The organism is Mesorhizobium sp. B2-7-3, assembly GCF_006440715.1.
Lineage (GTDB): Bacteria > Pseudomonadota > Alphaproteobacteria > Rhizobiales > Rhizobiaceae > Mesorhizobium > Mesorhizobium australicum.
In genome coordinates this window covers 344644-367957 of record NZ_VFTY01000007.1, presented here as the reverse complement: position 1 = coordinate 367957, position 23314 = coordinate 344644, and the positions used below count along the sequence as shown (strand labels likewise).

22 protein-coding genes and 1 tRNA gene are annotated in these 23314 nt (G+C 63.3%); 11 read left to right on the top strand and 12 right to left on the bottom strand.

The window, feature by feature from the left end; genetic code table 11:
- Nucleotides 1–86 precede the first annotated feature (86 nt).
- Nucleotides 87–162: transfer RNA gene (locus tag FJW04_RS18665), tRNA-Phe, on the bottom strand.
- A 172-nt stretch (nt 163–334) separates the two neighbouring features.
- Nucleotides 335–1207 (bottom strand): helix-turn-helix domain-containing protein, encoded by an 873-nt coding sequence (locus tag FJW04_RS18660; RefSeq protein ID WP_140715885.1) that lies wholly within the window; start codon nt 1205–1207, stop codon nt 335–337.
- A gap of 104 nt (nt 1208–1311) precedes the next feature.
- Here FJW04_RS18660 and FJW04_RS18655 point away from each other — a divergent pair, with 104 nt between their 5' ends.
- The 5 genes from FJW04_RS18655 to FJW04_RS18635 all read left to right on the top strand — a co-directional run bounded on the left by FJW04_RS18655 (nt 1312) and on the right by FJW04_RS18635 (nt 7523).
- Complete coding sequence (locus tag FJW04_RS18655) at nt 1312–2583, top strand: ABC transporter substrate-binding protein (RefSeq protein WP_140715881.1); 1272 nt, start codon at nt 1312–1314, stop codon at nt 2581–2583.
- Nucleotides 2584–2677: 94 nt separating this feature from the next.
- On the top strand, nt 2678–3538 hold the full coding sequence (locus tag FJW04_RS18650; RefSeq protein ID WP_140715879.1) for a sugar ABC transporter permease: 861 nt from the start codon (nt 2678–2680) through the stop codon (nt 3536–3538).
- Nucleotides 3535–4371: a carbohydrate ABC transporter permease gene (locus FJW04_RS18645; protein WP_140715877.1), complete on the top strand. Its 837-nt coding sequence runs from the start codon at nt 3535–3537 to the stop codon at nt 4369–4371. Before FJW04_RS18650 ends, FJW04_RS18645 begins: the two co-directional genes overlap by 4 nt.
- An 8-nt stretch (nt 4372–4379) precedes the next feature.
- The gene (gene ugpC, locus FJW04_RS18640) at nt 4380–5459 is read left to right on the top strand and encodes a sn-glycerol-3-phosphate ABC transporter ATP-binding protein UgpC (RefSeq protein WP_140715874.1); all 1080 of its coding nucleotides are present in this window, start codon (nt 4380–4382) and stop codon (nt 5457–5459) included.
- Between the two features lie 36 nt (nt 5460–5495).
- Entirely contained in the window at nt 5496–7523 is a 2028-nt protein-coding gene (locus tag FJW04_RS18635) for an aldo/keto reductase (protein ID WP_015316255.1), read from the top strand.
- A gap of 7 nt (nt 7524–7530) precedes the next feature.
- Here the strand turns inward: FJW04_RS18635 and FJW04_RS18630 are convergent, their stop codons facing one another.
- Entirely contained in the window at nt 7531–8415 is an 885-nt protein-coding gene (locus FJW04_RS18630) for an AraC family transcriptional regulator (protein ID WP_140715872.1), read from the bottom strand.
- A gap of 249 nt (nt 8416–8664) precedes the next feature.
- Between FJW04_RS18630 and FJW04_RS18625 the strand changes: the two genes are divergently transcribed.
- From FJW04_RS18625 to FJW04_RS18600, 6 genes are all read left to right on the top strand, one after another.
- Entirely contained in the window at nt 8665–10131 is a 1467-nt protein-coding gene (locus FJW04_RS18625; protein ID WP_140715870.1) for an alpha-glucosidase/alpha-galactosidase, read from the top strand.
- 103 nt (nt 10132–10234) lie between these two features.
- A complete protein-coding gene (locus FJW04_RS18620; RefSeq protein WP_140715868.1) occupies nt 10235–12316 on the top strand; it encodes an ABC transporter substrate-binding protein in 2082 nt (693 codons plus the stop codon).
- Nucleotides 12317–12450: 134 nt separating this feature from the next.
- Nucleotides 12451–13458, top strand: a complete 1008-nt coding sequence (locus FJW04_RS18615) for an ABC transporter permease (RefSeq protein ID WP_140660720.1) — start codon at nt 12451–12453, stop codon at nt 13456–13458.
- Nucleotides 13459–14595, top strand: a complete 1137-nt coding sequence (locus tag FJW04_RS18610; protein WP_140715866.1) for an ABC transporter permease — start codon at nt 13459–13461, stop codon at nt 14593–14595.
- A gap of 10 nt (nt 14596–14605) precedes the next feature.
- Nucleotides 14606–16273 carry an ABC transporter ATP-binding protein gene (locus tag FJW04_RS18605; RefSeq protein WP_140614686.1) on the top strand — a complete coding sequence of 556 codons (1668 nt, stop codon included), beginning with the start codon at nt 14606–14608 and terminating at the stop codon, nt 16271–16273.
- A 19-nt stretch (nt 16274–16292) separates the two neighbouring features.
- A complete protein-coding gene (locus FJW04_RS18600) occupies nt 16293–17663 on the top strand; it encodes an alpha-glucosidase/alpha-galactosidase (protein ID WP_140614685.1) in 1371 nt (456 codons plus the stop codon).
- A gap of 11 nt (nt 17664–17674) precedes the next feature.
- Here the strand turns inward: FJW04_RS18600 and yacG are convergent, their stop codons facing one another.
- The 9 genes from yacG to FJW04_RS18555 form a co-directional block, all read right to left on the bottom strand.
- Nucleotides 17675–17872, bottom strand: coding sequence for a DNA gyrase inhibitor YacG (yacG, locus tag FJW04_RS18595; protein ID WP_023772777.1), 198 nt, complete (start codon nt 17870–17872; stop codon nt 17675–17677).
- Nucleotides 17869–18495 carry a Maf-like protein gene (locus FJW04_RS18590; RefSeq protein WP_015316264.1) on the bottom strand — a complete coding sequence of 209 codons (627 nt, stop codon included), beginning with the start codon at nt 18493–18495 and terminating at the stop codon, nt 17869–17871. Before FJW04_RS18590 ends, yacG begins: the two co-directional genes overlap by 4 nt.
- Nucleotides 18496–18519: 24 nt before the next feature.
- Nucleotides 18520–18738, bottom strand: a complete 219-nt coding sequence (gene infA, locus FJW04_RS18585; protein ID WP_006329283.1) for a translation initiation factor IF-1 — start codon at nt 18736–18738, stop codon at nt 18520–18522.
- An 87-nt stretch (nt 18739–18825) separates the two neighbouring features.
- Nucleotides 18826–19287 carry a low molecular weight phosphatase family protein gene (locus FJW04_RS18580; protein WP_140614683.1) on the bottom strand — a complete coding sequence of 154 codons (462 nt, stop codon included), beginning with the start codon at nt 19285–19287 and terminating at the stop codon, nt 18826–18828.
- Complete coding sequence (locus tag FJW04_RS18575; RefSeq protein WP_015316266.1) at nt 19275–19760, bottom strand: UPF0262 family protein; 486 nt, start codon at nt 19758–19760, stop codon at nt 19275–19277. Before FJW04_RS18575 ends, FJW04_RS18580 begins: the two co-directional genes overlap by 13 nt.
- A 6-nt stretch (nt 19761–19766) precedes the next feature.
- A complete protein-coding gene (gene hisD, locus FJW04_RS18570; protein WP_140715864.1) occupies nt 19767–21059 on the bottom strand; it encodes a histidinol dehydrogenase in 1293 nt (430 codons plus the stop codon).
- A 7-nt stretch (nt 21060–21066) separates the two neighbouring features.
- A complete protein-coding gene (locus FJW04_RS18565; RefSeq protein WP_015316268.1) occupies nt 21067–21501 on the bottom strand; it encodes a DUF2948 family protein in 435 nt (144 codons plus the stop codon).
- Nucleotides 21502–21669: 168 nt separating this feature from the next.
- The gene (gene murA, locus FJW04_RS18560) at nt 21670–22962 is read right to left on the bottom strand and encodes a UDP-N-acetylglucosamine 1-carboxyvinyltransferase (RefSeq protein ID WP_140715862.1); all 1293 of its coding nucleotides are present in this window, start codon (nt 22960–22962) and stop codon (nt 21670–21672) included.
- A gap of 130 nt (nt 22963–23092) precedes the next feature.
- Nucleotides 23093–23269, bottom strand: coding sequence for a hypothetical protein (locus tag FJW04_RS18555; protein ID WP_015316270.1), 177 nt, complete (start codon nt 23267–23269; stop codon nt 23093–23095).
- Between the last annotated feature and the right edge of the window lie 45 nt (nt 23270–23314).

Here is a 23314-nt window from a genome sequence, read left to right as displayed (position 1 = left end):
ACTCCAAAACCCCTTCGGGCCAAAAGTGTTACCCATGTCTCCGGTATAAACCGTAACCTATGTGTCCGGAACGGACCTTAAAATGATGGTGCCCAGAGGCGGATTCGAACCACCGACACGCGGATTTTCAGTCCGCTGCTCTACCAACTGAGCTATCTGGGCCTGTTCCGGCTAACGAAAACTCGCGCTCCGGATTTCATGAAGGCACCGTGGGCGCCCCTTGAAAGCGCGTGGGTTATAGCATGGGAATCCGGCCTGTCCAGCGCCCAGATGTGGATTTCCCGCAGGAAAAGAAATGTCGCCCGATGGGCCGGTTTCCATGCCGTGCGCCCGCCTATCTGGCGCTTGGCAGCCCCTTGCGGAAGTCGGATGGGGTCATGCCGGCCAGCTTGCGGAAGGATTTGTTGAAGGCGCTGAGCGAGCCGAAGCCCGAGTCCATGGCGACCCGCAGCACATTGGCGTCCTGATGCATCAGAAGCGCCTGCGCGTAGCTCAGCCGCAACAGGTTGACATATTCGTTGAGCGTCATGCCGGTTGATTTCTTGAACAGGCTCATGGCGTATTTGGGGTGGATATCGGCGGCGGCCGCTATGTTCATGCAATCGATGTCGTAGAGGAAATTTTCGGCGATGAAATCGCACATGCGCCCGACATTGCGTGAGGACTGCTGGTCGAAGGGGCTGCCCGCCTCCTGCCCGGCGGCGTTTTCCGGCACCAGCCGATAGGGCTCGAACCGCACCCGCTCCAGCCGCAGCAGGAGTTCGTTGACGGCATGCTCGGTCTTGGCCGGGTCGCCCGAACGGGCGTAGCGGTTCCAGCGGGCGAAATTGTCATTGTCGGATTGATCGGTGGCGCTTGTCACCAGCGTCACACCCGTCATCAGCCGGTGGCGTATATCCGCCGGCAGGTGCAGCCGGAAGAAATGCACCAGCGGCAGGTGCGCGCCGGCATAGACGGCGTCGTCGCTCAAATCGTCCATCTGGTGCGGCAGGCCGCCCCAGAACAGGCACATCTCGCCGGCCGAGAGCGAGATTTCGTGCTCGTTCATGCGGTAGTGGACGGAGCCGCGGACGATGAAATTCACCTCGACCTGGGCATGCCAATGCGGCTTCAGCATCACCAGCGGATTGGTGTGGAACATCTGCAACAGCAGCGGCAGGCCTTCCACACTGCTGGCACCAGGCTGGTAAAACGGCCGTTCGGGCATCTTACTTTCCGCCAATTTTGTATTCCCTTTGTCCGGGACAGGCCTTTGCCGGTGCCTAGTCTAGCCAGGCTCGCAGAGAGAGCAAATGAAATGGGAGGATTTCAATGCGCATCACACTGTCCTGCGCCGCGCTAGCGCTTGCCTTGGGCTCAGCCCCGGCCTTCGCGCAATCCGGCGAAATCACCATCTGGAGCTGGAACATCGCCGCCTCGTCGCTGAAGGCAACGGTTGCCGGTTTCAACAAGGTCCATCCCGACATCAAGGTCACGGTCCAGGATCTCGGCAACCAGCCGACCTATGACAAGTCGATCGCCGGGTGCGCGGCCGGCGGCGTCGGCCTGCCCGATATCGTGACCATCGAGAACGGCGAGGCCGAGAATTACTGGAGCCAGTTTCCCGACTGTTTCGTCGACCTGCACACGTTGGGCTACACGGCGGAAGACCAGAAGAAATTCCCCGATTTCAAGCGTACCGAACTCGAAGTCGGCGACAAGGCCTATGCCATGCCGTGGGATTCCGGCCCGGTCGCCGCCTTCTATCGCCGCGACTTCTATGAAAAGGCCGGCGTCGATCCGGCATCGATCAAGACCTGGGACGATTTCATCGCCGCCGGCAAGAAGATCCAGGCCGCCAATCCAGGGGTCTCGATGACCAATGCCGATTTCAACGGCGACAGTGAATTCTTCCGTATGATCTCCAACGAACAGGGCTGTGCCTATTTCGCCGAGGACGGCCAGTCGATCACGGTCAACCAGCCCAAATGCGTCGACGCCATGACCAAGGTCAAGGAGATGAAGGACGCGGGCATCGTCTCGTCGGCCGACTGGGGCACCAAGATCACCAACAACACCGCCGGAACCGTCGCCACCCAGGTCTATGGCGGCTGGTACGAAGGCACCATCCGCACCGAATCGGCCGGCGAAAACGGCAAGTGGGGCGTCTACCTGATGCCGAGCCTGACCGCGGACGGGCCGCACGCCGCCAATCTCGGCGGTTCGTCGCTCGCCATCACCTCGGCGTCGAAGAACAAGGAAGCGGCCTACGAGTATTTGAAATACACGCTCGGCACCAATGAAGGCCAGATCACCATGCTGAAGGAGTTCGGCCTCGTCCCATCACTGGTCTCGGCCCTGAACGACCCTTACGTCAACCAGGGCCAGCCCTACTGGGGCGGCCAAGCGGTGTGGAAGGATATTCTGGGCACCTTGCCCAAGGTCGTTCCGAGCCGCGGCACGCAGTTCCAGAGCGATGCCGAGATCATCGTGCGCGCCGTGCAGACCAAATACCTCGCCGGCGGATATCCCGACGCCAAGGCGGCACTCGACGATGCCGCCAGCCAGATCGCCTCGGCGACTGGGCTGCCTGTCAAGTCCTGAACTCCCAGGACGGGGTCCGGGACGGCAGCTATGTCGTCCTGGACCCGCCGCTTGCACGCTTGCTTTCAACACCAGGGATGAAGGAGGACAAAAGATGCGCGACCGCAATGCCACGGCCTATCGCTTCCTTACGCCCTATCTCCTGATCTTCGCCATCTTCTGGGTGTGGCCGATCATCTCCTCGTTCCTGATCTCGTTCCAGGCGACGCGCACCGTGCCGTGGCGCTTCGCGCCCGGCTTCAACTGGGGCCGGCTGGTCGGCGACCCCGCCTTCTTCAACGCGCTGAAGAACACGCTGCTCATCCTTGTCATCCAGGTTCCGGTGATGATCGCGCTGGCCATGGTGATGGCGGTGCTTCTGAATTCGCCGCTGCTCAAGGCCCGCGGCCTCTACCGCTTCGCCTTCTTCGCCCCCGTGGTGGTCGGCGAGGTCGCTTATTCGGCGGTGTTCCGGCTGATGTTCAGCCTCGATTTCGGGATCGTCAACAAGCTGCTGAACAGCATCGGCCTGCCCAAGGTCGACTGGTTTTCCAATGTCACGCCGGCCATGGCGCTGATCATGATCGCGGTCACCTGGCGCTGGGCCGGCTACAACGCCATCATCCTGCTGGCCGGCATGCAGTCCATTCCCGAGGATGTCTACGAGGCAGCGACGCTCGACCGGGTAAGCAAGCTCAAGCAATTCTTCTACATCACCCTGCCGCTGTTGAAGCCGGTCATCGTCTTCTGCGCCGTGCTGTCGATCATCGGCACCATGCAATTGTTCACCGAGCCGTTCCTGATCACCGAGCGTGGCGGGCCGGGCGGCGGCACCGAGACGCTCGGTCTGCTGCTTTACCGCCAAGGCTTCCGCTCGCTCAATTTCGGCTATGCCTCTGCCGTCGCCTACACCATGGCCGGGCTGGCGATCGCCATCACGCTGGTGCAGCTATGGCTGACGAGGGAACCGAAATGAGTTCGCTCTCGTCGGCAAGACTGAAACGAAGCATCGCACTGCACCTGTTCCTGACGCCGCTGGCGCTGATCTGGTTGTTTCCGCTGTGGATGATGGTGGTGTTCTCGACCATGCCCGACAACGGCATATTCAGCCCGGGTATCGAACTGTTGCCGCGCGGCAATTTCGTCGACAATTTCAACAATCTGCAGCGCGACACAGACTTCGTCGGCGCCATCGTCATCTCCGTTTGCGTGGCGGTGACCTACACCGTCTTGTCGGTGCTGTTGACCTCGATGGCCGGCTGGGCGCTGGCCCGCTACCAGTTCTTCGGTAAAAGCGTGGTCGTGGCCATCATCCTGGGCACCATCACGCTGCCCTATGCGGTGGTGCTGATCCCGCAATTCATCATGGTGGCGCGCGACTTCAAGCTTGCCAACACCTGGGTGGCGCTGATCGTGCCGCCGCTGTTCAATTCGCTGGGCGCGCTGTTCATGCGCCAGAGTTTTTCGATGATGCCGGACGATCTGTTCGATGCGGCCCGCGTCGAGGGCGTCAAGGAGTGGCGGATCTTCGTCTTCATCGCCTTGCCGCTGGCGCGGCCGATGCTGGCGGCGCTCTGCATCATCCTGTTCCTCGCCTCCTGGAATAATTATCTGTGGCCACTTCTGATCAACAGCCAGCCGGGTTCGATGACAGCACCCGTGGCGCTTGGCACGCTGATCGGCCTGACCAAAGTGTCGTGGGGCGGCATCATGGCGGGCGCGGTCATGCTGACCGTGCCGATGCTCATCGTCTTCGTGCTCCTGCAGCGTCATTTCATCGCCGGCATCGCCGCCGGCGCGGTCAAGTAAGGGGCAGAATGGCAACCGTCACGCTCACCAATGTCGCCAAGCGCTTCGGCGCGTTCGAAGTCGTCCACTGTGCCAACATCGACATCGCCGATGGCGAGTTCGTCGTCTTCGTCGGCCCGTCGGGCTGCGGCAAGTCAACGCTGCTCAGGATGATCGCCGGGCTGGAGGACATCAGCGGCGGCGAGATCGCCATCGGCGGCAAGGTGGTCAACGATGTCGAGCCCGCCGACCGCGGCATCGCCATGGTGTTCCAGTCCTACGCGCTCTATCCGCATATGAGCGTCGAGCAGAATCTCTCCTTCGGGCTGCGCATGACCGGCAACCCCAAGGCCGACACCGAGCGGCGGGTGAAGCGCGCGGCCGAGATCCTGCGCATCAGCGAATTGATGGACCGCCGTCCGAAGAAACTTTCCGGTGGCCAGCGCCAGCGTGTCGCCATCGGCCGCGCCATCGTGCGCGAGCCGCAAGTGTTCCTGTTCGACGAGCCGCTCTCCAATCTCGATGCCGAACTGCGTGTCCAGATGCGGGTCGAGATTTCAAGGCTCCACAAGGAACTCGGCGCCACCATGGTCTATGTCACCCACGACCAGACCGAGGCGATGACGCTGGCCGACCGGATCGTCGTGCTGCGCGCCGGCCATATCGAGCAGATCGGCCGGCCGCTGGAACTCTATGACGATCCCGACAATATGTTCGTGGCCGGCTTTGTCGGTTCGCCGAAGATGAATTTCATCAAGGCCCATATTGTCGGGCGTGATGAAAAAGGGGTCGTGGTCGAGCTGGCGGGCGAGGAGAAGACCCGCATCACGCAACCGTTGAAATGCGCAGGGCCTGAACTGGGTAGCAAAGTCATCGTCGGCGTGCGGCCGGAACATTTTGGCAGCGCCGGTGAAGGCGACGCCGACCTCACCGCCGCCATCGACGTGGTCGAGCACCTCGGCGGCACGAGCTTTCTCTATGCCCGAACGACCCATGGCGAGGATGTGGTGATCCAGCGCGACGCGGCAAAGGTTCCCGACACCTCGGAGGTCACCGTTTCCATCCGCAAATCCTACCTGTTCGACGAAAAGGGGCTGCGGCTGCGCTGACCGGCCGCCCCTTTCCAAGCCCGCAAGGAGAATGACATGACTGCATCAACGCCCATTCGCTGGGGGATTCTTGGGCCGGGCGGCATTGCCAAGGCTTTTGCCGGCGGCGTCGCCGGTTCGCGCACCGGGAAACTGGTCGCCATCGGCGCGCGTAACCCCGGCAAGCCGGGTCTGGCCGAGAGCTTTCCCGGCGCCCGCATCCTCGACGGTTATGACGCTCTTCTCGCCGATCCGGAAATCGACGCGATCTATATCGCGGTGCCGCATCCCGGCCACGCGCAATGGGCGATCCGGGCGGCGGAAGCCGGAAAACATGTGCTTTGCGAAAAGCCGCTCGGGCTGACCGCCTTCGAGGCCGACGCCATTATGCATGCGGCGCGCAAGGCCGGCACCTTTCTCGGCGAAGCCTTCATGTACCGGCTGCATCCGCAGACGCAGCAACTGGTGGGCCTGGTCAAGTCCGGCGTCATCGGCGAGATCAGGATGATCAAGTCGAGCTTCGGCTTCGCCATGCCTGATTTCATGCCGGAGCACCGGCTCTACGCCAACGACCTCGCCGGCGGCGGCATCCTCGACGTCGGCGGCTATCCCGTGTCGATGGTGCGCCTCATTGCCGGCGCTGCCGCGGGAGAGCCATTCGCCGAACCCGACAAGGTGGTGGGCGCCGCCCACCTTGGCCAGTCCGGCGTCGACGAATGGGCCTCCGCTGTCCTGCATTTCCCCGGTGGCATCGTCGCCGAGGTTTCCTGCAGTATCTCGCTGAACCAGGACAACGTGCTGCGCATCTTCGGCACCAAGGGCCGCATCGAGGTGCCGGACTTCTGGTTCGCCGGCGGCGACCGCGATGTCGGCCTCGGCCGGATCGACGTGATCGGCGCCGACGGCGCGCAAGAGACCATCAGCGTCAACGAGAAGCGCCATGTCTATTCCTTCGAGGTCGATGCCGCCGGCGAGGCGATCCGCGCCGGGCGACAGGAATTCGCCTGGCCGGGGATGGGCTGGGCCGACAGCCTCGGCACCTTGCGCGTGCTAGACAGATGGCGCGCGGCGGTGGGGCTGGAGTACGAGATCGAGAAGGCCTCGCTGCGCACCAACACCATCTCCGGCCGACCTCTGCGGCCCGGCGGCACCGCGATAGGCAAGCGCACCATACCGGGCCTGCCGAAACCGACCTCCGTGGTGGCGCTCGGCTTCGAGGATTTCCGCACCTTCTCCTCCGGGTCGATCCTGCTCGATGCCTTTTTCGAGGCTGGCGGCAATCTGTTCGACACCGGCTACGTCTATGGCGGCGGCTACACCGAGACGCTGCTCGGCCAATGGCTGAGAAACCGTGGCGTGCGCGAGCAGTCGGTGATCATCGCCAAGGGCGCGCACTCGCCGCTCTGCTATCCCGACGTGATCGCAAAGCAGCTTGCCCAGTCGCTCGACCGCCTGCAGACCGACCATGTCGACATCTATTTCATGCATCGCGACAATCCGGACGTGCCGGTCGGCGAGTTCGTCGACGCCATGGACGCGGAGGTCAAGGCCGGGCGTATTCGCGGTCCCTTCGGCGGCTCCAACTGGACGATGCAGCGCATGGACGAGGCCATTGCCTATGCCGAGCGCACTGGCAAGCAGAAGCCCGGCGCGCTCTCCAACAATTTTTCGCTGGCCGAAATGCTGGAGCCGATCTGGGCCGGCTGCATCACCTCCTCCACCGACGACTGGAAAGCCTGGCTGACATCCAGGCAGATGCCGAATTTCGCCTGGTCGAGCCAGGGACGCGGCTTCTTCACCGACCGCGCCGGGCGCGACAGGCTGGACAGCGAGGAACTGGTGCGGGTCTGGTACTCCGAGCGCAATTTCGGCCGCCGCGACCGGGCGATCGAACTCGCCGCCAGGCTGCGCAAGAGCCCGATCCATATTGCGCTGGCCTATGTCCTCAACCAGCCTTTCCCATCGGTCCCGTTGATCGGGCCGCGCACGCTGGGCGAACTGGACGACAGCCTGCGGGCGCTGGACATCGCGCTTTCGCCAGCCGAACTCGAGTGGCTGGACGGCGGCAGCCTGCACGCGGCCTGATTAGGTCTCAAGCGGCGTCAGGTCTCGTCGTCCACACCCTGGCGCCGCGCCTGGCCGGCGTTCGCAAGCTGGCATACATGCCGGTGGTGCGGAACTGGCTGGGCGTCGTGCCGTAGAGGCGGCGAAAGACCTTCGAAAAATAATTCGCATCCTCGAACCCGCACAGGATGGCCACTTCCTTCACCGGCAGGAAATCCGCCTTGGTCAGCAATTTCGCCGCCCGCTGCAGCCGCTGCTGCAGCACGAACTCGGCGGGCGGCAGGCCTTCGCTCTCGGCGAAGCAGCGTGAGAAATGAGCCCGGCTCAGTCCGCTGATCTGGACAAGGTCCGCCACCGGCAGGGCTTTGTCGAGATTGGCGTTGATATGATCGATGACCGGCTGCATGGCACTCTGTTTTTCGGCAAAGGCGTGCGAGCCGAACACATCGTCGTAGAGCGCCATCGCCGCCTCGTAGGCGATCGCCGAAGCAGCGCCTGGAGAAGCGGCCCCTTTGATAAGACGCAGACTGCAATCGGCAAGATGATCGATCGTCGCCGGCTGCAGCCGAAAGACCGGACCCGACACGTCGAGGATCGACTTGTGGACGCGCAACGCCTCCTCGCCGTTCATCGAGATCCAGAAATATTCCCAGCGCTCGCCCCTGGCCAGCCAGTAGCGGTGGTTGTGCGGCACCAGCACCAGCAGCGTGTCGTTCGTCTGCAGGCGGTAATCGCGGTTTTCGTAGCGCAACCGGCCGGTACCGCCGATCGTATGCTGCAGGACGGTGAACGGTGTCTGACCGCGCTTTCGCCCGTCCCAGTCATAGGTCACGTCCTCGCGCACCTCATAGCCCGTGCTCGTCGGCATGGCATGCAGGCGCTGGCGGCCGCGCGGCAGCGAGACGGTCCGCATCGACTCTCCGTTGGCGATCAAATCCCGCAGCACAAAATTACCCCTGAAAGCATAATCCTTCTCTGGTCGCGCCCGCGAATAAGCGCATAATCGCGCCTCGACGAACGCGAATAGCCCGCGAACGAGGAGCGGGCGGGAGGAGAGAAAAGCCGGATTCCGGCTTGAATGGCATGCGCCCAAAAGGCGTGTGGCCATCTTTCTTCCCTTGCTGCTCCTTGCCTAGCATTCGATTGGACCGAGGTGAAGGTGATGAGTTTCAAAATCGCTATTATCGGCGCCGGCAGCGTCGGTTTCACCAAGAAGCTGTTCACCGACATATTGTGCGTGCCGGAATTCAAGGACATTGAATTCGCGCTGACCGACGTCAGCGAGCACAATCTCGCGATGATCAAGGCGATCCTCGACAGAATTGTCGAGGCAAACAATCTGCCAACGAGGGTGACCGCGACGACCGACCGCCGCAAGGCGCTCGAGGGCGCGCGCTACATCATCAGCTGCGTGCGGGTCGGCGGCCTCGAAGCCTATGCCGATGATATCCGCATTCCCTTGAGATACGGCATCGACCAATGCGTCGGCGACACGATCTGCGCCGGCGGTATTCTCTACGGTCAGCGCAACATTCCGGTGATCCTGGATTTCTGCAAGGACATCCGCGAAGTCGCCGATACCAACGCCAAATTCCTCAACTATGCCAACCCGATGGCGATGAACACCTGGGCGGCGATCGAATACGGCAAGGTCGACACGGTCGGTCTCTGCCATGGCGTCCAGCACGGCGCCGAGCAGATCGCCGAGGTGCTGGGCGCGAAATCGCCACGGGAACTCGACTATGTCTGTTCCGGCATCAACCACCAGACCTGGTTCATCGATTTGCGGCTGAACGGCCGCAAGATCGACAGGGATGAGCTAATTGCCGCCTTCGAGGCACATCCGGTCTATTCCCAGCAGGAAAAGCTGCGCATCGATGTGCTGAAGCGCTTCGGCGTCTATTCGACCGAAAGCAACGGCCATCTCTCCGAATATCTGCCTTGGTACCGCAAGCGCCCCGACGAGATCACGCGCTGGATCGACATGTCCGACTGGATCCATGGCGAGACCGGCGGCTACCTCCGCTATTCCACGGAAACCCGCAACTGGTTCGAGACCGAATATCCGCAATTCCTCGAAGCGGCGTCGAAACCGATCGACGCATCAAGGCGCTCGAATGAGCATGCGAGCCACATATTGGAGGCGCTGGAAACCAACCGCGTCTATCGTGGCCACTTCAACGTCAGGAATGACGGCGTCATCACCAATCTGCCACGGGACGCCATCATCGAGTCACCCGGTTTCGTCGATCGTTTCGGCATCAACATGGCCGCCGGCATCACGTTGCCGGAAGCCTGTGCCGCTACTTGCATGGCCTCGATCAACGTCCAGCGCATGTCGGTCCACGCGGCGATATCTGGCGACATCGATCTTCTGAAGCTTGCCGTGCTGCATGACCCGCTGGTCGGCGCGGTGTCGACGCCGGAGGAGGTCTGGCAGATGGTCGACGAAATGGTCGTCGCCCAGGCGCAATGGCTGCCGCAATATGCCCATGCGGTTCCGGCAGCCAAGGAGAGGCTGTCGAAATCCACGGTCAAGACGCGGGAATGGGCCGGAGCCGCGCGGCGAAGCGTGCGCTCGATCGAGGAACTGCGCGCCGAAAAGGCCGCGCTGAAGCAGGCCGTCTGAGAACCGGGCGCGGCGGCGGATCCACGGGAGGCGGATCCACCGCAGCCTGCCGTCCAGGCCAAATACGAGCAGCAGCAAACGTCTGAATACGAGGGAGGAGACAATGAGCAACCTACGCAGCATTGGCATTGCCGCCGGACTGGCGCTGAGCGTCTCCGTTCCGGCGCTCAACGCTTTCGCTTCCGAGCCGACCGTCCCACCGGTTCCGGCGACGTTTCCGGCCGAGGGCAAGATCAAGTACGTGCCGCGCGACTCCATCCTAGAGTTCAAGGCGCTGCCCGACTATCACGAGCCCGATTGGGTCACGGAAAAATACGTCAAGGCCGGCAAGCTGCCGCCGGTGAAAGATCGGCTGCCGAAAGAGCCACTTGTCTTCAAGACCGCCAACATGCCGGACGGCGTCGGCGTCTATGGCGATACGATGCGCCATGTCATCGGCGGAAGGCCGGAAGGCTGGAACTACGGCGCCGGCCAGACCCAAGGGTGGGGCGGCATCGACATCGGCCTCTCCGAATGCCTGACGCGCACAGCGCCACTGTTCCAGGTCGAGGCGAAGGACACCGAGCCGCTGCCCAACCTCGCCAAAAGCTGGGATTGGTCAGCCGATGGCCACAAGCTGACCATGCATCTCGTCGAAGGCGCCAAATGGTCGGACGGCGTGCCATTCAACGCCGACGACGTCATGTTCTACTGGGACGACGAGGTCATGGATCCCAATGTCTCGCCGCTCAATGGCGCCACCCAGGAAACCTTCGGCGTCGGCACGACGCTGAAGAAGATCGACGACTACACCGTCGAGTGGACCTTCAAGGACGCCTTCCCGAAACAGCACCTCTACGCAATGGCCTATGGCACCTTCTGCCCCGGTCCCGCGCATATCTTGAAGCCGCAGCACCCGAAATATTCGAAGAACACCTACGACCAGTTCAAGAACGCCTTCCCGCCGGAATATATGAACATGCCTGTCATGGGCGCCTGGGTGCCGGTCGACTATCGGGCCGACGACATCATCGTCATGCGCCGCAATCCCTACTATTGGAAGGTGGACGAGAATGGCAACCAGCTGCCCTATCTCAACGAGCTGCATTACAAACTGTCGACCTGGGCCGACCGCGACGTTCAGGCGGTCGCCGGCGCCGGCGACTTCTCCAACCTCGAGCAGCCGGAAAACTTCGTCGCCTCGCTGAAGCGCGCGGCGGAGGCGAACGCGCCGGCGCGCCTTGCCTTCGGCCCGCGGCTGATCGGCTACAATCTGCGCCTGAACTTCTCCGCCAATGGCTGGGGCAATCCGGACGAGCGCGGCCAGGCGATCCGCGAACTGAACCGCAACGAGGATTTCCGCAAGGCCGTCACCATGGCGCTTGACCGCAAGGCGCTGGGCGATTCCCTCGTCAAGGGGCCGTTCACCGCGATCTATCCAGGCGGCCTTTCCTCGGGCACCAGCTTTTATGACCGCAAATCCACCGTCTACTATCCTTTCGACCTCGAGGGCGCCAAGGCCGAACTCGCCAAGGCCGGTCTGAAGGACACAGACGGCGACGGCATCGTCAACTTTCCGGCCGGTACCGCCGGCGGCAAGAACGTCGAAATCGTGATGCTGGTCAACAACGACTACACGACCGACAAGAGCCTCGCCGAAGGCGTGGTCGCGCAGATGGAGAAGCTTGGCCTCCGGATCGTGCTCAACGGGCTTAACGGCACCCAGCGCGATGCCACGCAATATTCAGGCCGCTTCGACTGGCTGATCCGGCGCAATGAGCAGGAGCTGACCTCCGTGGTGCAGAACACCGTGCAACTCGCTCCGGTCGGCCCCAAGACCAGCTGGGATCACCGCGCGCCGGAAAGCGGCGAGGTCGACCTGATGCCTTTCGAGAAGGACCTCGTCGACATCGTCAACAAGTTCGTCTCGTCGGCGGATAACAACCAGCGCGCCAGTCTGATGCGGGACTTCCAGAAGATCTCGACCGAGCACGTCTACAATGTCGGCCTGACGGAATATCCCGGCGCCTTGATCGTCAACAAGCGCTTCTCCAACATCCCGCAGGGCACGCCGATCTTCATGTTCAACTGGGCCGAGGATTCGATCATCCGCGAACGGGTCTTCGTCGCGGCCGACAAACAGGCGAAATACGAATTGTTCCCCGAAGAGCTTCCCGGCAAACCTGGAGACAAGGGCCCGATGTAAGTTTAAGGGCCGATGCAAGTTTACCTCCCCTGACTGAGAGCGACCCGGCCGCGTCGATGGCGCGGCCGGGACAAACCAACCCTCCGAGCGCCCCTCCAGGGAAGCGTCCGGCGAGATGAGGAAGCGGACCGTCCATGCTGCGATTCCTGCTCACGCGCATAGCGTCGGCAATCCCGGTTCTCGCTATTTTGAGCCTCGTCACTTTTGCCATCATCCAGGCGCCGCCTGGCGATTATGCCGACTACATCCGCTCGCAGCTGATCAACCAGGGCGGAGCCTCCTTCGCGGAGGCCGACGCGCAGGCCCAGGCCTATCGCGTCGAACACGGCCTCGATAAGCCGCTGCCCGTCCAGTATCTCAACTGGATCGGCGGCATCGTCACCCGCGGCGATTTCGGCTACAGCCTCTATTACAACAAGCCGGTGGCAGAGGTTGTCGGCGAGCGCCTGCCGCGCACGCTGCTGCTCGCGCTGGTCTGCCATCTGCTCGCCTCGGTGCTCGGCATCACTTTCGGCATATGGGCCGCGACCCGGCAATACACCTGGATCGATTCCACGCTGTCGGCCATCGCCTTTCTCGGCATGACGGTGCCGCGCTTCCTGATGGCGCTGATCATCGTCTATCTCCTGGTCTTCCAGTTTAACGTGTCGGAGATCGGCTCATTCTTCTCGCCGCAATATGGCGGCGCGCCATGGTCGTGGGCCAAATTCGTCGACCTGGTCAAGCATGTCTGGCCGGTGGTGGCGATCGCCACCTTCGGCGGCCTCGCCTACAATATGCGCGTCATGCGCAGCAATCTGCTCGACACGCTCAACGCGCAATATGTCGAGACGGCGAGAGCCAAGGGCCTGACCGGCAGTGCCGTCGTCATGCGCCACGCCGTGCCCAATGCCTTGCATCCGCTCGTCATGTACCAGGGCGTGGTGCTGCCATACATGCTGACGGGCGAGATCGAGACGGCGATCATCTTCGCGCTGCCGACCGTCGGCCCGGCGATCGTCGGTTCGATGGCGGTCGGCGACGTCTATGTCACAGCCACCTTCATGATGGTGCTGTCGGCGACGCTGATCGTCGGCAACATCATCGCCGACATGCTGCTCGTCCTGCTCGATCCGCGCGTGCGCCAGTTCGGGGAGGGCTAGATGCTGGCGCGAGAGCCTTCACCACCGCCACTGCCGGCCGAGCGAGCCACAGTAGCGCCCGCACGCGGCAATGAGAGCTACATGGCGCTTGTCTGGCGCCGACTGAAGCGCTCCTGGACCGGGATGGCTGGGCTTTGGCTGGTCGTGCTGCTGCTGGTGATGGCCGTGTTCGCCGAATTCCTGGCCCCGATGGATCCGAAGGCGACCGATGTCGGCTTCGCCCCGCCGCAGCTGCCGTCCTTCCACGACAAGGATGGTAATTTCGTCGCGCGGCCTAGGGTCTATGCGCTGGCCGATTCGGCCGATCTCGATCCGGTCACCTTCCAGCCCATCGTCGGCCCCGACTACGACCACCCGAGGCTGCTTGGCTTCTTCGTCGAGGGCGCGCCCTACAAGCTCTTCGGGCTGATCCCGGCGAGCCGGCACTTGTTCGCCTCGACGGACGGCCAGCCGGTGCATTTCCTCGGCACCGACAAATTCGGCCGGGACGTGCTGTCGCGCGCCATCCATGGTTCGCGCGTCTCGCTGATGATCGCGCTGACGGTGGTCTTCATCATCACGGTCATCGGTACCACTGTCGGCATGGTGTCGGGCTATTTCGGCGGCCGGTTCGACGTCTGGATGCAGCGCTTCGTCGAACTGGTGCTCGCCTTCCCACAACTGCCGCTCTATCTGGCGCTGACGACGCTGATCCCTGTCACCGCGCCGACCAATGTGTTCCTCGGCTTTGTCATCATCGTCATGTCGGCGTTGGGCTGGGCGCAGATGTCGCGCGAGGTGCGCGGCAAGACACTGGCGCTGGCGCGCATCGAATATGTGCGCGCCGCCATGGCGGTCGGCTCCACCGACCGGCGCATCATCCTGCAGCACATCTTCCCCAATGTGATGAGCCACGTGATCGTCGCCGTGACGCTGGCCATCCCGACGGTTGTGCTGCTCGAATCCTTCCTCGGTTTCCTCGGTTTTGCCGTCAAGCCGCCCCTGATCTCCTGGGGGCTGATGCTTCAGGACACCGCGACCTATTCCGTCATCGGTACCTATCCCTGGATCCTGTCGCCGGTCGGTTTCGTGCTGGTCACCGTCTTCGCCTTCAACGCGCTCGGCGACGGCCTGCGCGATGCCGTCGATCCGTATTGAGGGGACAGCAATGACCGTCGTACTCGCCGAGCCCTTCGCACCAGCCTTCCGCCTCGATCATGATGGGCGCCAGGGAGAGCCCGTCATCGACGCCCGCAACATCGAGGTCGCCTTCAAGGTCGAGCACGGTACCGTCGAGGCGGTCAAGGACATCTCGTTCCAGCTCTATCGCGGCGAGACGATCGCGATCGTCGGCGAATCCGGTTCCGGCAAGTCGGTGACGGCGCGCACCGTCATGGGCCTGCTGTCGCGCCGCGCAACGGTGTCACCGAAATCGAGCGTCTGTTATGACGGACAGGACATTCTGAAATTCCCCGAGAGCGCCCGGCGCAAGCTGCGCGGCAACCGCATCTCGATGATCTTCCAGGAGCCGATGAGCTCGCTCAACCCGATTTACACGGTCGGCAGCCAGATCGTCGAAGCGATCCGGGTGCATCGCAAGGTGAGCCGCAAACAAGCCTGGGCGCGCGCTCTCGAACTGCTGCGGCATGTGCAGATTCCCGAGCCCGAGGCGCGGCTCAAGCAATATCCGCACCAGCTCTCGGGTGGGCAACGGCAGCGCGTGATGATCGCCATGGCGCTCGCCAACGATCCCGACGTGCTGATTGCCGATGAGCCGACGACCGCGCTCGACGTCACGGTCCAGGCGCAGATCCTCAACCTGATCCGCAATCTGCAGAAAGAGCTGCGGATGGCGGTCATCCTGATCACCCACGACCTCACCGTGGTGCGCAAGTTTTCCGACTACGTCTATGTGATGCAGCATGGCGAAATGTGCGAGCACAACGTCACTGAACGCTTGTTCGCCGATCCGCGGCATCCCTACACCAGGCGATTGCTTGCTTCCGAACCAAGAGGACGGCCGCAACCGTTGCCCGCGGGCTCTGGCACCATCCTCGAAGCGAATGGCGTGCGCGTCTGCTTCATGCTGCGCCACGGCACGTTCTTGAAGCCGGACTGGCGTGAACTGGTCGCGGTCGACGACCTCGACCTCAAGCTTTGCCGCCATGAGACGCTTGGGCTGGTCGGCGAATCCGGCTCCGGCAAGACCACGTTCGGCCAGGCGCTGCTCCGGCTGACCGAAGCGAAACGCGGTGAGATCCGCTTCGATGGCCAGCCGATCCATGGCCTGTCGCGAACGCAGATGCGGCCGCTGCGGTCGCGCATGCAGATCGTCTTCCAGGACCCGTTCTCCTCGCTTAACCCACGCATGACGATCGGCCAGATCATCGAGGAAGGGCTGGTCGTCAACGGCATCGGCGCAACGCGCCGCGAGCGGGTCGAACGGGTGCGCGAGGCGTTGGTCAGCGCGGGCATGCCGGGCGATATCCTGTCGCGGTTTCCGCATGAATTTTCCGGCGGCCAGCGGCAGCGCATCGCCATCGCCCGGGCCATCGCGCTCGAACCCGAATTCATCCTGCTCGACGAGCCGACGTCGGCGCTGGATCTCTCCGTCCAGGCGCAGATCATCGACCTGCTGCGCAAGCTGCAGGACGAGCGTGGCTTGAGCTATCTCTTCATCTCGCACGACCTGAAGGTGGTGCGGGCGCTCTGCCACCGCGTCATCGTCATGCAGCACGGCAAGATCGTCGAGCAGGGACCTGTCGACCAGGTCCTCACCCATCCCAAGACCGCCTACACCGAACGGCTCGTCAGGGCCGCTTTCGACGTGGCCTGAACATATGCCGGAGGTTAACGTGGCAAGACATCCCAGGATCACTTTCATCGGCGCCGGCTCGACGGTGTTCATGAAGAACATCGTCGGCGACGTGCTGCAGCGCCCGGCGCTTTCGGGCGCCACGATCGCGCTGATGGACATCAATCCGCAGCGGCTGGAAGAAAGCGCCGTCGTCGTCAACAAACTGATCGCCACACTCGGCGTCAAGGCGATGGCCGAGACCTACACGGACCAGCGCAAGGCGCTGGCGGACGCCGATTTCGTCGTCGTCGCCTTCCAGATCGGCGGCTATGAGCCCTGCACCGTCACGGATTTCGAGGTGCCGAAGACATATGGCCTGCGCCAGACCATCGCCGATACGCTCGGCGTCGGCGGCATCATGCGCGGCCTAAGGACCGTGCCGCATCTGTGGAAGATCTGCGAGGACATGCTTGCCGTCTGCCCGCGGGCCATCATGCTGCAATATGTCAACCCGATGGCGATCAACACCTGGGCGATCTCGGAGAAATATCCCGAGATCAGGCAGGTCGGGCTGTGCCACTCGGTGCAAGGTACGGCGATGGAACTGGCACACGATCTCGACCTTCCCTATGACGAGATCCGCTACCGCTCGGCCGGCATCAACCACATGGCTTTCTACCTGCAGTTCGAGCATCGCCAGCCGGATGGATCCTATCGCGACCTCTATCCCGATCTCGTGCGTGCCTATCGCGAAGGCCGCGCGCCCAAACCCGGCTGGAATCCGCGCTGTCCGAACAAGGTGCGCTATGAGATGCTGACGCGGCTGGGCTATTTCGTCACCGAGAGCTCGGAGCATTTCGCCGAATACACGCCCTATTTCATCAAGGACGGCCGTCCCGATTTGATCGAGAAATACGGCATTCCGCTCGATGAATACCCCAAGCGCTGCGTCGAGCAGATCGAGCGTTGGAAGGACCAGGCGCAGGCCTACCGCTCGGCCCAGCGCATCGAGGTCGAAGAGTCGAAGGAATATGCCTCCTCGATCATGAATTCGGTCTGGACCGGCGAACCGTCGGTCATCTACGGCAATGTGCGCAACAATGGCTGCATCACCTCGCTGCCGCGTGATTGCGCCGCCGAAGTGCCGTGCCTGGTCGATGCGTCCGGCATCCAGCCGACCTATATAGGCGACCTGCCGCCGCAATTGACGGCGCTGATCCGCACCAACATCAACGTACAGGAACTGACGGTGCGCGCGCTGATGAGCGAAAACCGCGACCACATCTATCACGCGGCGATGATGGATCCGCACACCGCGGCCGAACTCGATCTCGACCAGATCTGGTCACTGGTCGATGATCTCCTGGCCGCACATGGCGACTGGCTGCCGGCCTGGGCGCGCGTCAAACGCAAGAACGAAGCCGCCTGACCGGCGCTCGTCTACTTCGGCTCGTCGGCGTCCGGTTCTTCCTCGTCGTCGCGGGCCGAGATGACATAGGCACCCTTCAGCCAGCGGTTGAGGTCGATGTCCTTGCAGCGCGTCGAGCAGAATGGATAGGTCTCGCGCGCCGATGGCTTGCCGCATTCCGGGCACGGGCGCTTGGGCCGCAGGGGCGTGACCTTGTCGTCGAGGCTCATGGTCGCGCGGACAACCAGTTTTGATGCGTCTTGAAACCTTCGCCCGACAGCAGCGCCACCGTCTCGTAGAGCGGCAGGCCGACAATGTTGGTGTAGGAGCCGACGAGCTTGACGACGAAGGCGCCGGCCAATCCTTGCACGGCATAGCCGCCGGCCTTTCCGCGCCATTCGCCGGACGCGACATAGGCGTCGATCTCCTCGCGCGGCAGCCGCTTGAAACGCACCCGCGTCTCGACCAGTCGCTGGCGCAGTTTGCCGCCCGGCGTGATCAGGCAGATGCCGGAATAGACCCGGTGCGAACGTCCGGACAACAGCCCGAGGCAGTTGGCGGCGTCATCCAGCGTCTCGGCCTTGGGCAGGATGCGCCGCCCGACGGCGACCACCGTGTCGGCCGCCAGCACGAAGCTCGGCGCATGGTCCGTCTCGGACTTCAGCGACGCGAACGCCTTCTCGGCCTTTTCCTTCGACAGCCGTTTGGCCAGCGAGCGCGGATGCTCGGCACGCAGCGGCGTTTCGTCGATATCGGCTGGCAGGATGCGGTCCGGCTCGATGCCGGCCTGCTGCAGGAGTTCGATGCGGCGCGGCGAACCCGAGGCAAGCACCAGCTTTTGCAAAATGCTCATCGCTTTACCGGCCGGGTCTTGATCTTACTTGAAGCGGTAGGTGATGCGGCCCTTGGTCAGGTCGTATGGCGTCATCTCGACCAGAACCTTGTCGCCGGTCAGCACGCGGATGCGGTTCTTGCGCATGCGGCCGGCGGTATGGGCGATGATCTCGTGTTCGTTTTCGAGCTTCACCCTGAACATCGCGTTGGGCAACAATTCCGTGACGATACCCGGAAACTCGAGGACTTCTTCCTTCGGCATTCGATACCTTTGCTTGGATGGCAGTTCCAGCGCCCCGGCTGGAATTTCGGCGGAACCTATATGATAATCTGTCGCTTGTGAACACGCTTAATCGCCAGGCCTCGGAACGGTGAACCGGCTGTAGATCCGGGCTTTCAGCCGCTCGCGCACGTCGCGATAGCTGGCCATGATGTGTTCGCGCGTGCCGCCGGCATCGGTCGGATCCGGCGTCGGCCAGTATTCCACCTCGACGGCAAGCGAGCGCGTGAGTTCGAGCGCGGCATGGTGGGCCTCCGGCGCCAGTGTCACGATCAGGTCGAAATAGTCGTCCTCGAGATCGTTCAGCGTCCTTGGATGACGCTCACCCAGCGACAGCCCGTCCTCGGCAAGCACGGCATCGACGAACGGGTCGCGCTCGCCGGCGCGCACGCCGGCCGAGGCGACGAAGACGGTGGCGGGCAGCATCCGGCGCGCCAGCTGCTCGGCCATCGGCGAGCGCACGGCATTCATGCCGCACAGGAACAGAACCGAGCGGGGCAGGGCGCCGGGGGCCAGGATCAGCCCCGCCAGTGCAGCACGCAGACCAGCGTGAACAGCCGTCGCGCCGTGTCGAAGTCGATGTCGATCTTGCCGGAGAGCCGATCCATCAGCGTCTGCGAGCCCTCATTGTGCAGGCCACGGCGGCCCATGTCGATCGCCTCGATATGGCTCGGCGTCGAGGAGCGGATGGCGTCGTAATAGCTCTCGCAGATCATGTAGTAATCCTTGACGATGCGCCTGAGCGGCGTCAGCGACAGGATGTGGGTGACGACGGCGGTGCCGTCCTCGCGTGCCACGGCAAAGACCAGGCGGGACTCGGCCAGCGACAGCTTCAGCCGGTAGGGACCCGCACCGCTGTCGTTGACAGGCTGAAAACTATTCTCCTCGATCAGGTCGAAGATCGCCACCGCCCGCTCATGCTCGACATCGGGCGTCGAACGGCCGATCGACTCATCGAGTTCGACATCGATCAGTTTTGCGCGGGTTTGACCGGAGCCCGTCATACTGGCCTACATGTTCAGCCGTATGGCGACAGAGCGGCCATGCGCGTCAAGCCCTTCCGCCTGCGCGAGTGCGATCGCCGCCGGTGCCAGCACGCGCAACTGCTCCGGTCCGAGTTTGAGGACCGAGGTGCGCTTGACGAAGTCGAGCACGGACAGGCCGGACGAGAAGCGCGCCGAGCGCGCCGTCGGCAGCACGTGGTTGGAGCCGCCGACATAGTCGCCGATGACCTCGGGCGTGTGGCGACCGAGAAAAACCGCGCCCGCGTTGCGCATCTTCGCCAGGAAGCCTTCGGCATCCTCGATGGCCAGCTCGACATGTTCGGCGGCGATGCGGTCGACCAGCGGCAGCGCGGCCTCGACCGTCGCAACCAGGATGACGGCGCCGAAATCGCGCCAGCTCTGGGCCGCCGTTTCCGCGCGCGGCAGGCTCCGCAGCTGGCGTTCGACCGCCCGTTCGACCGCCTTGCCGAATGCTGGGTCGTCGGTGATCAGGATCGACTGCGCCGACACGTCATGTTCGGCCTGGGCGAGCAGATCGGCGGCGATCCAGTCCGGATCGTTGTCGCTGTCCGCCACGACGAGCACTTCGGAAGGGCCGGCGATCATGTCGATGCCGACCGTGCCGAACACCTGCCGCTTGGCTGCGGCGACATAGGCATTGCCTGGACCGACGATCTTGGCGACGGGCTTTATCGTCTGCGTACCATAGGCGAGTGCCGCGATCGCTTGCGCGCCGCCGACGCGGTAGATTTCGGAGACGCCCGATATATCCGCCGCCACCAGCACCAGCGGGTTGACGACGCCGTGCGGTGCCGGCACGACCATGACGATGCGCTCGACGCCGGCTACCTTGGCCGGCACGGCGTTCATCAGCACCGAGCTCGGATAGCTTGCCGTGCCGCCCGGCACATAGAGTCCGACCGCTTCGACCGCCGTCCAACGCGAGCCGAGCTCGACGCCGACGGCATCCGTGTAGCGTTCGTCCTGGGGCTTTTGCCGCTGGTGATGGGACCGGATGCGGTCGCGTGCGAATTTCAGCGCCTCGACCGTGGCCGGATCGGCCTCGGCATAGGCGCCGGCGATGTCTTCCGCCGAGACGGCAATGCCGAGCTTGGCGAGGTCGCCTCCGCCGAATTTCCGCGTGTAGTCGATCAGTGCCGCATCGCCCTCGGCACGCACGCGCGCGATGATGTCTCGCACCACGGCGTCGACGTCGGCCGACACCTCGCGCTTGGTCGTGAGAAACGCGGCGAAACGCTGCTCGAAATCGGCGTCGGACTGGGCAAGCGTGATGGCCATCGTATGCTCAAGCCCTGTGGATGGGGCGCGAGGTGGCTTCCCACGCACCGCCAATATCGGCAAGGCGGGCTTCGATGCATTCGACATCGAGCATGATTGTGCCGCCGCCCGAAAAGATCAGTTCGACGATGCCCGCGGGCTTGCTGATCTCGATAAAGCTGATCGCCAGCAAGGAAAGAATTTCGGCGGGCTTGTCGCGGGCGATGCCGTTGGTCTTGGCGCCCAGCACCCGGTCGAAATGCAGCACGGCCTGCCGTCGTTCGTTGTGCTGGCGAAACAGGCCGGATTTGGCCTCCCACACGAAACGGTTCATGGTCAGGACGAAGCGTTTGGCCTTGGGCAGGAATTCGAGGTCCGAGACCTTCATCACGGCGTCCTGGAGATGGGCCGAGACGATGCTCAGATCCTGGTCGTCGAGCGCGATAAGCTTGAGGGCGGTCATCCGGATTTTCGACCTACAGGTTGGTTTCAGCCTCTGTTAGGCGGTCTTTCCGGTCGGTGCAACCACCCCACGACGTCCGCCCGAGGCATTGCCTCGGGTTTGCGCTGCGGGCAGACGGGCGGCAGCGCTATGAGCCGCCCTTTGCCAGAAGCTGCTGCTGTCCGACCGTCAGGCGGAAATACGTTCGATCACCGCGCCGCAGTTGGACAGCTTTTCCTCCAGCCGCTCGAAACCGCGGTCGAGATGATAGACACGGTTGACCGTGGTTTCGCCTTCGGCCGCCAGCCCGGCGATGACCAGCGAGACGGAAGCGCGAAGGTCGGTCGCCATGACTGGCGCGCCCTTCAGCTTCGCCACGCCGTCGACGATCGCCGTCTGCCCCGAGAGCGTGATGTGGGCGCCGAGCCGAGCCAGTTCCTGGACGTGCATGAAGCGGTTTTCGAAGATCGTCTCGGTGATGCGCGATTTGCCCTTGGCCATGGTCATCAGGCCCATGAACTGCGCCTGCAGATCGGTCGGGAAGGCCGGGAAGGGGGCCGTCGTCACGTCGACGGGTGAAATGCCGGCGCCATTGCGCTTCACGCGGATGCCGGAATTGGTCTGGGTGATCTCCGCACCCGTCTGGGAAATCACGTCGAGCGCCGTCTGCAGCAGCTCCGGCCGTGCGCCTTCCAGCACGACGTCGCCGCCGGTCATCGCCACCGCCATGGCATAGGTGCCGGTCTCGATGCGGTCGGGGATGACACGCACGCGCGCGCCCGACAGCGCTTCGACGCCGTCGATGGTGATGGTCGGGGTGCCGGCGCCGGAAATTCTGGCGCCCATGGCGTTCAGGCATTCGGCGAGATTGACGATCTCGGGCTCGCAGGCGGCGTTATCGAGCACCGTCTCGCCCTTGGCCAGCGACGCCGCCATCATCAGCACATGGGTGGCGCCGACCGAGACTTTCGGGAAGACATAGCGGTTGCCGACGAGGCGGCCGTTCCGGGTCTTGGCGATGACGTAGCCGGTATCGACATCGATGTCGGCGCCCAGTGCCTGCAGGCCTTCGAGGAACAGATCGACCGGGCGCGTGCCGATGGCGCAGCCGCCGGGCAGCGACACCTTGGCCTCGCCCATGCGGGCCAGCAGCGGGCCGATCACCCAGAACGAGGCGCGCATTTTCGACACCAGTTCGTAAGGCGCCGTGGTATCGACGATATTGCGGGCGGAGAAGTTGATGGTGCGCGAATAGCCCTCATTCTGCTTCTCGCGGCGGCCATTGACCGAATAGTCGACGCCATGATTGCCGAGGATGCGGATCAACTGCTCGACATCGGCCAGATGCGGCACGTTTTCCAGCGTCAGCGTGTCGTCGGTCAGAAGCGAGGCGATCATCAGCGGCAGGGCGGCGTTTTTCGCGCCCGAGATCGGAATGCTTCCGGCAAGCTTGTTGCCGCCGACAATTCTGATGCGATCCATTGGAGACTGTCCCTCTCGGCCAGAAAAGGGCCGGTTCAATCGTTTGAGTATCGGCCCGTCTAGACCATTGACCAATTTGGTTCAAGAAATAGGATTTCGCCCACCCCGGCCTGAGAGTGGCCGATTTGAGTTAATCTTTCTTCATTTCCTTGGCCGCGCCGAGCCCGTCGGGCCGCTGGTCGGCCTCGCCTGTCCGGCGCGAGCGCGACTGCGCCTTGCGCTTCTGCAGGTTGGCCCGCAACTGCTCGGCGAGCCGGTTCTTGCGGGTTGTTCCGCTGTTCTTCGGTGGATTTGTCTTGTCGTTCATTGTCCCGCCACGGCTGGCGACCAGCCAGCCCGCTTTCAGGGATAG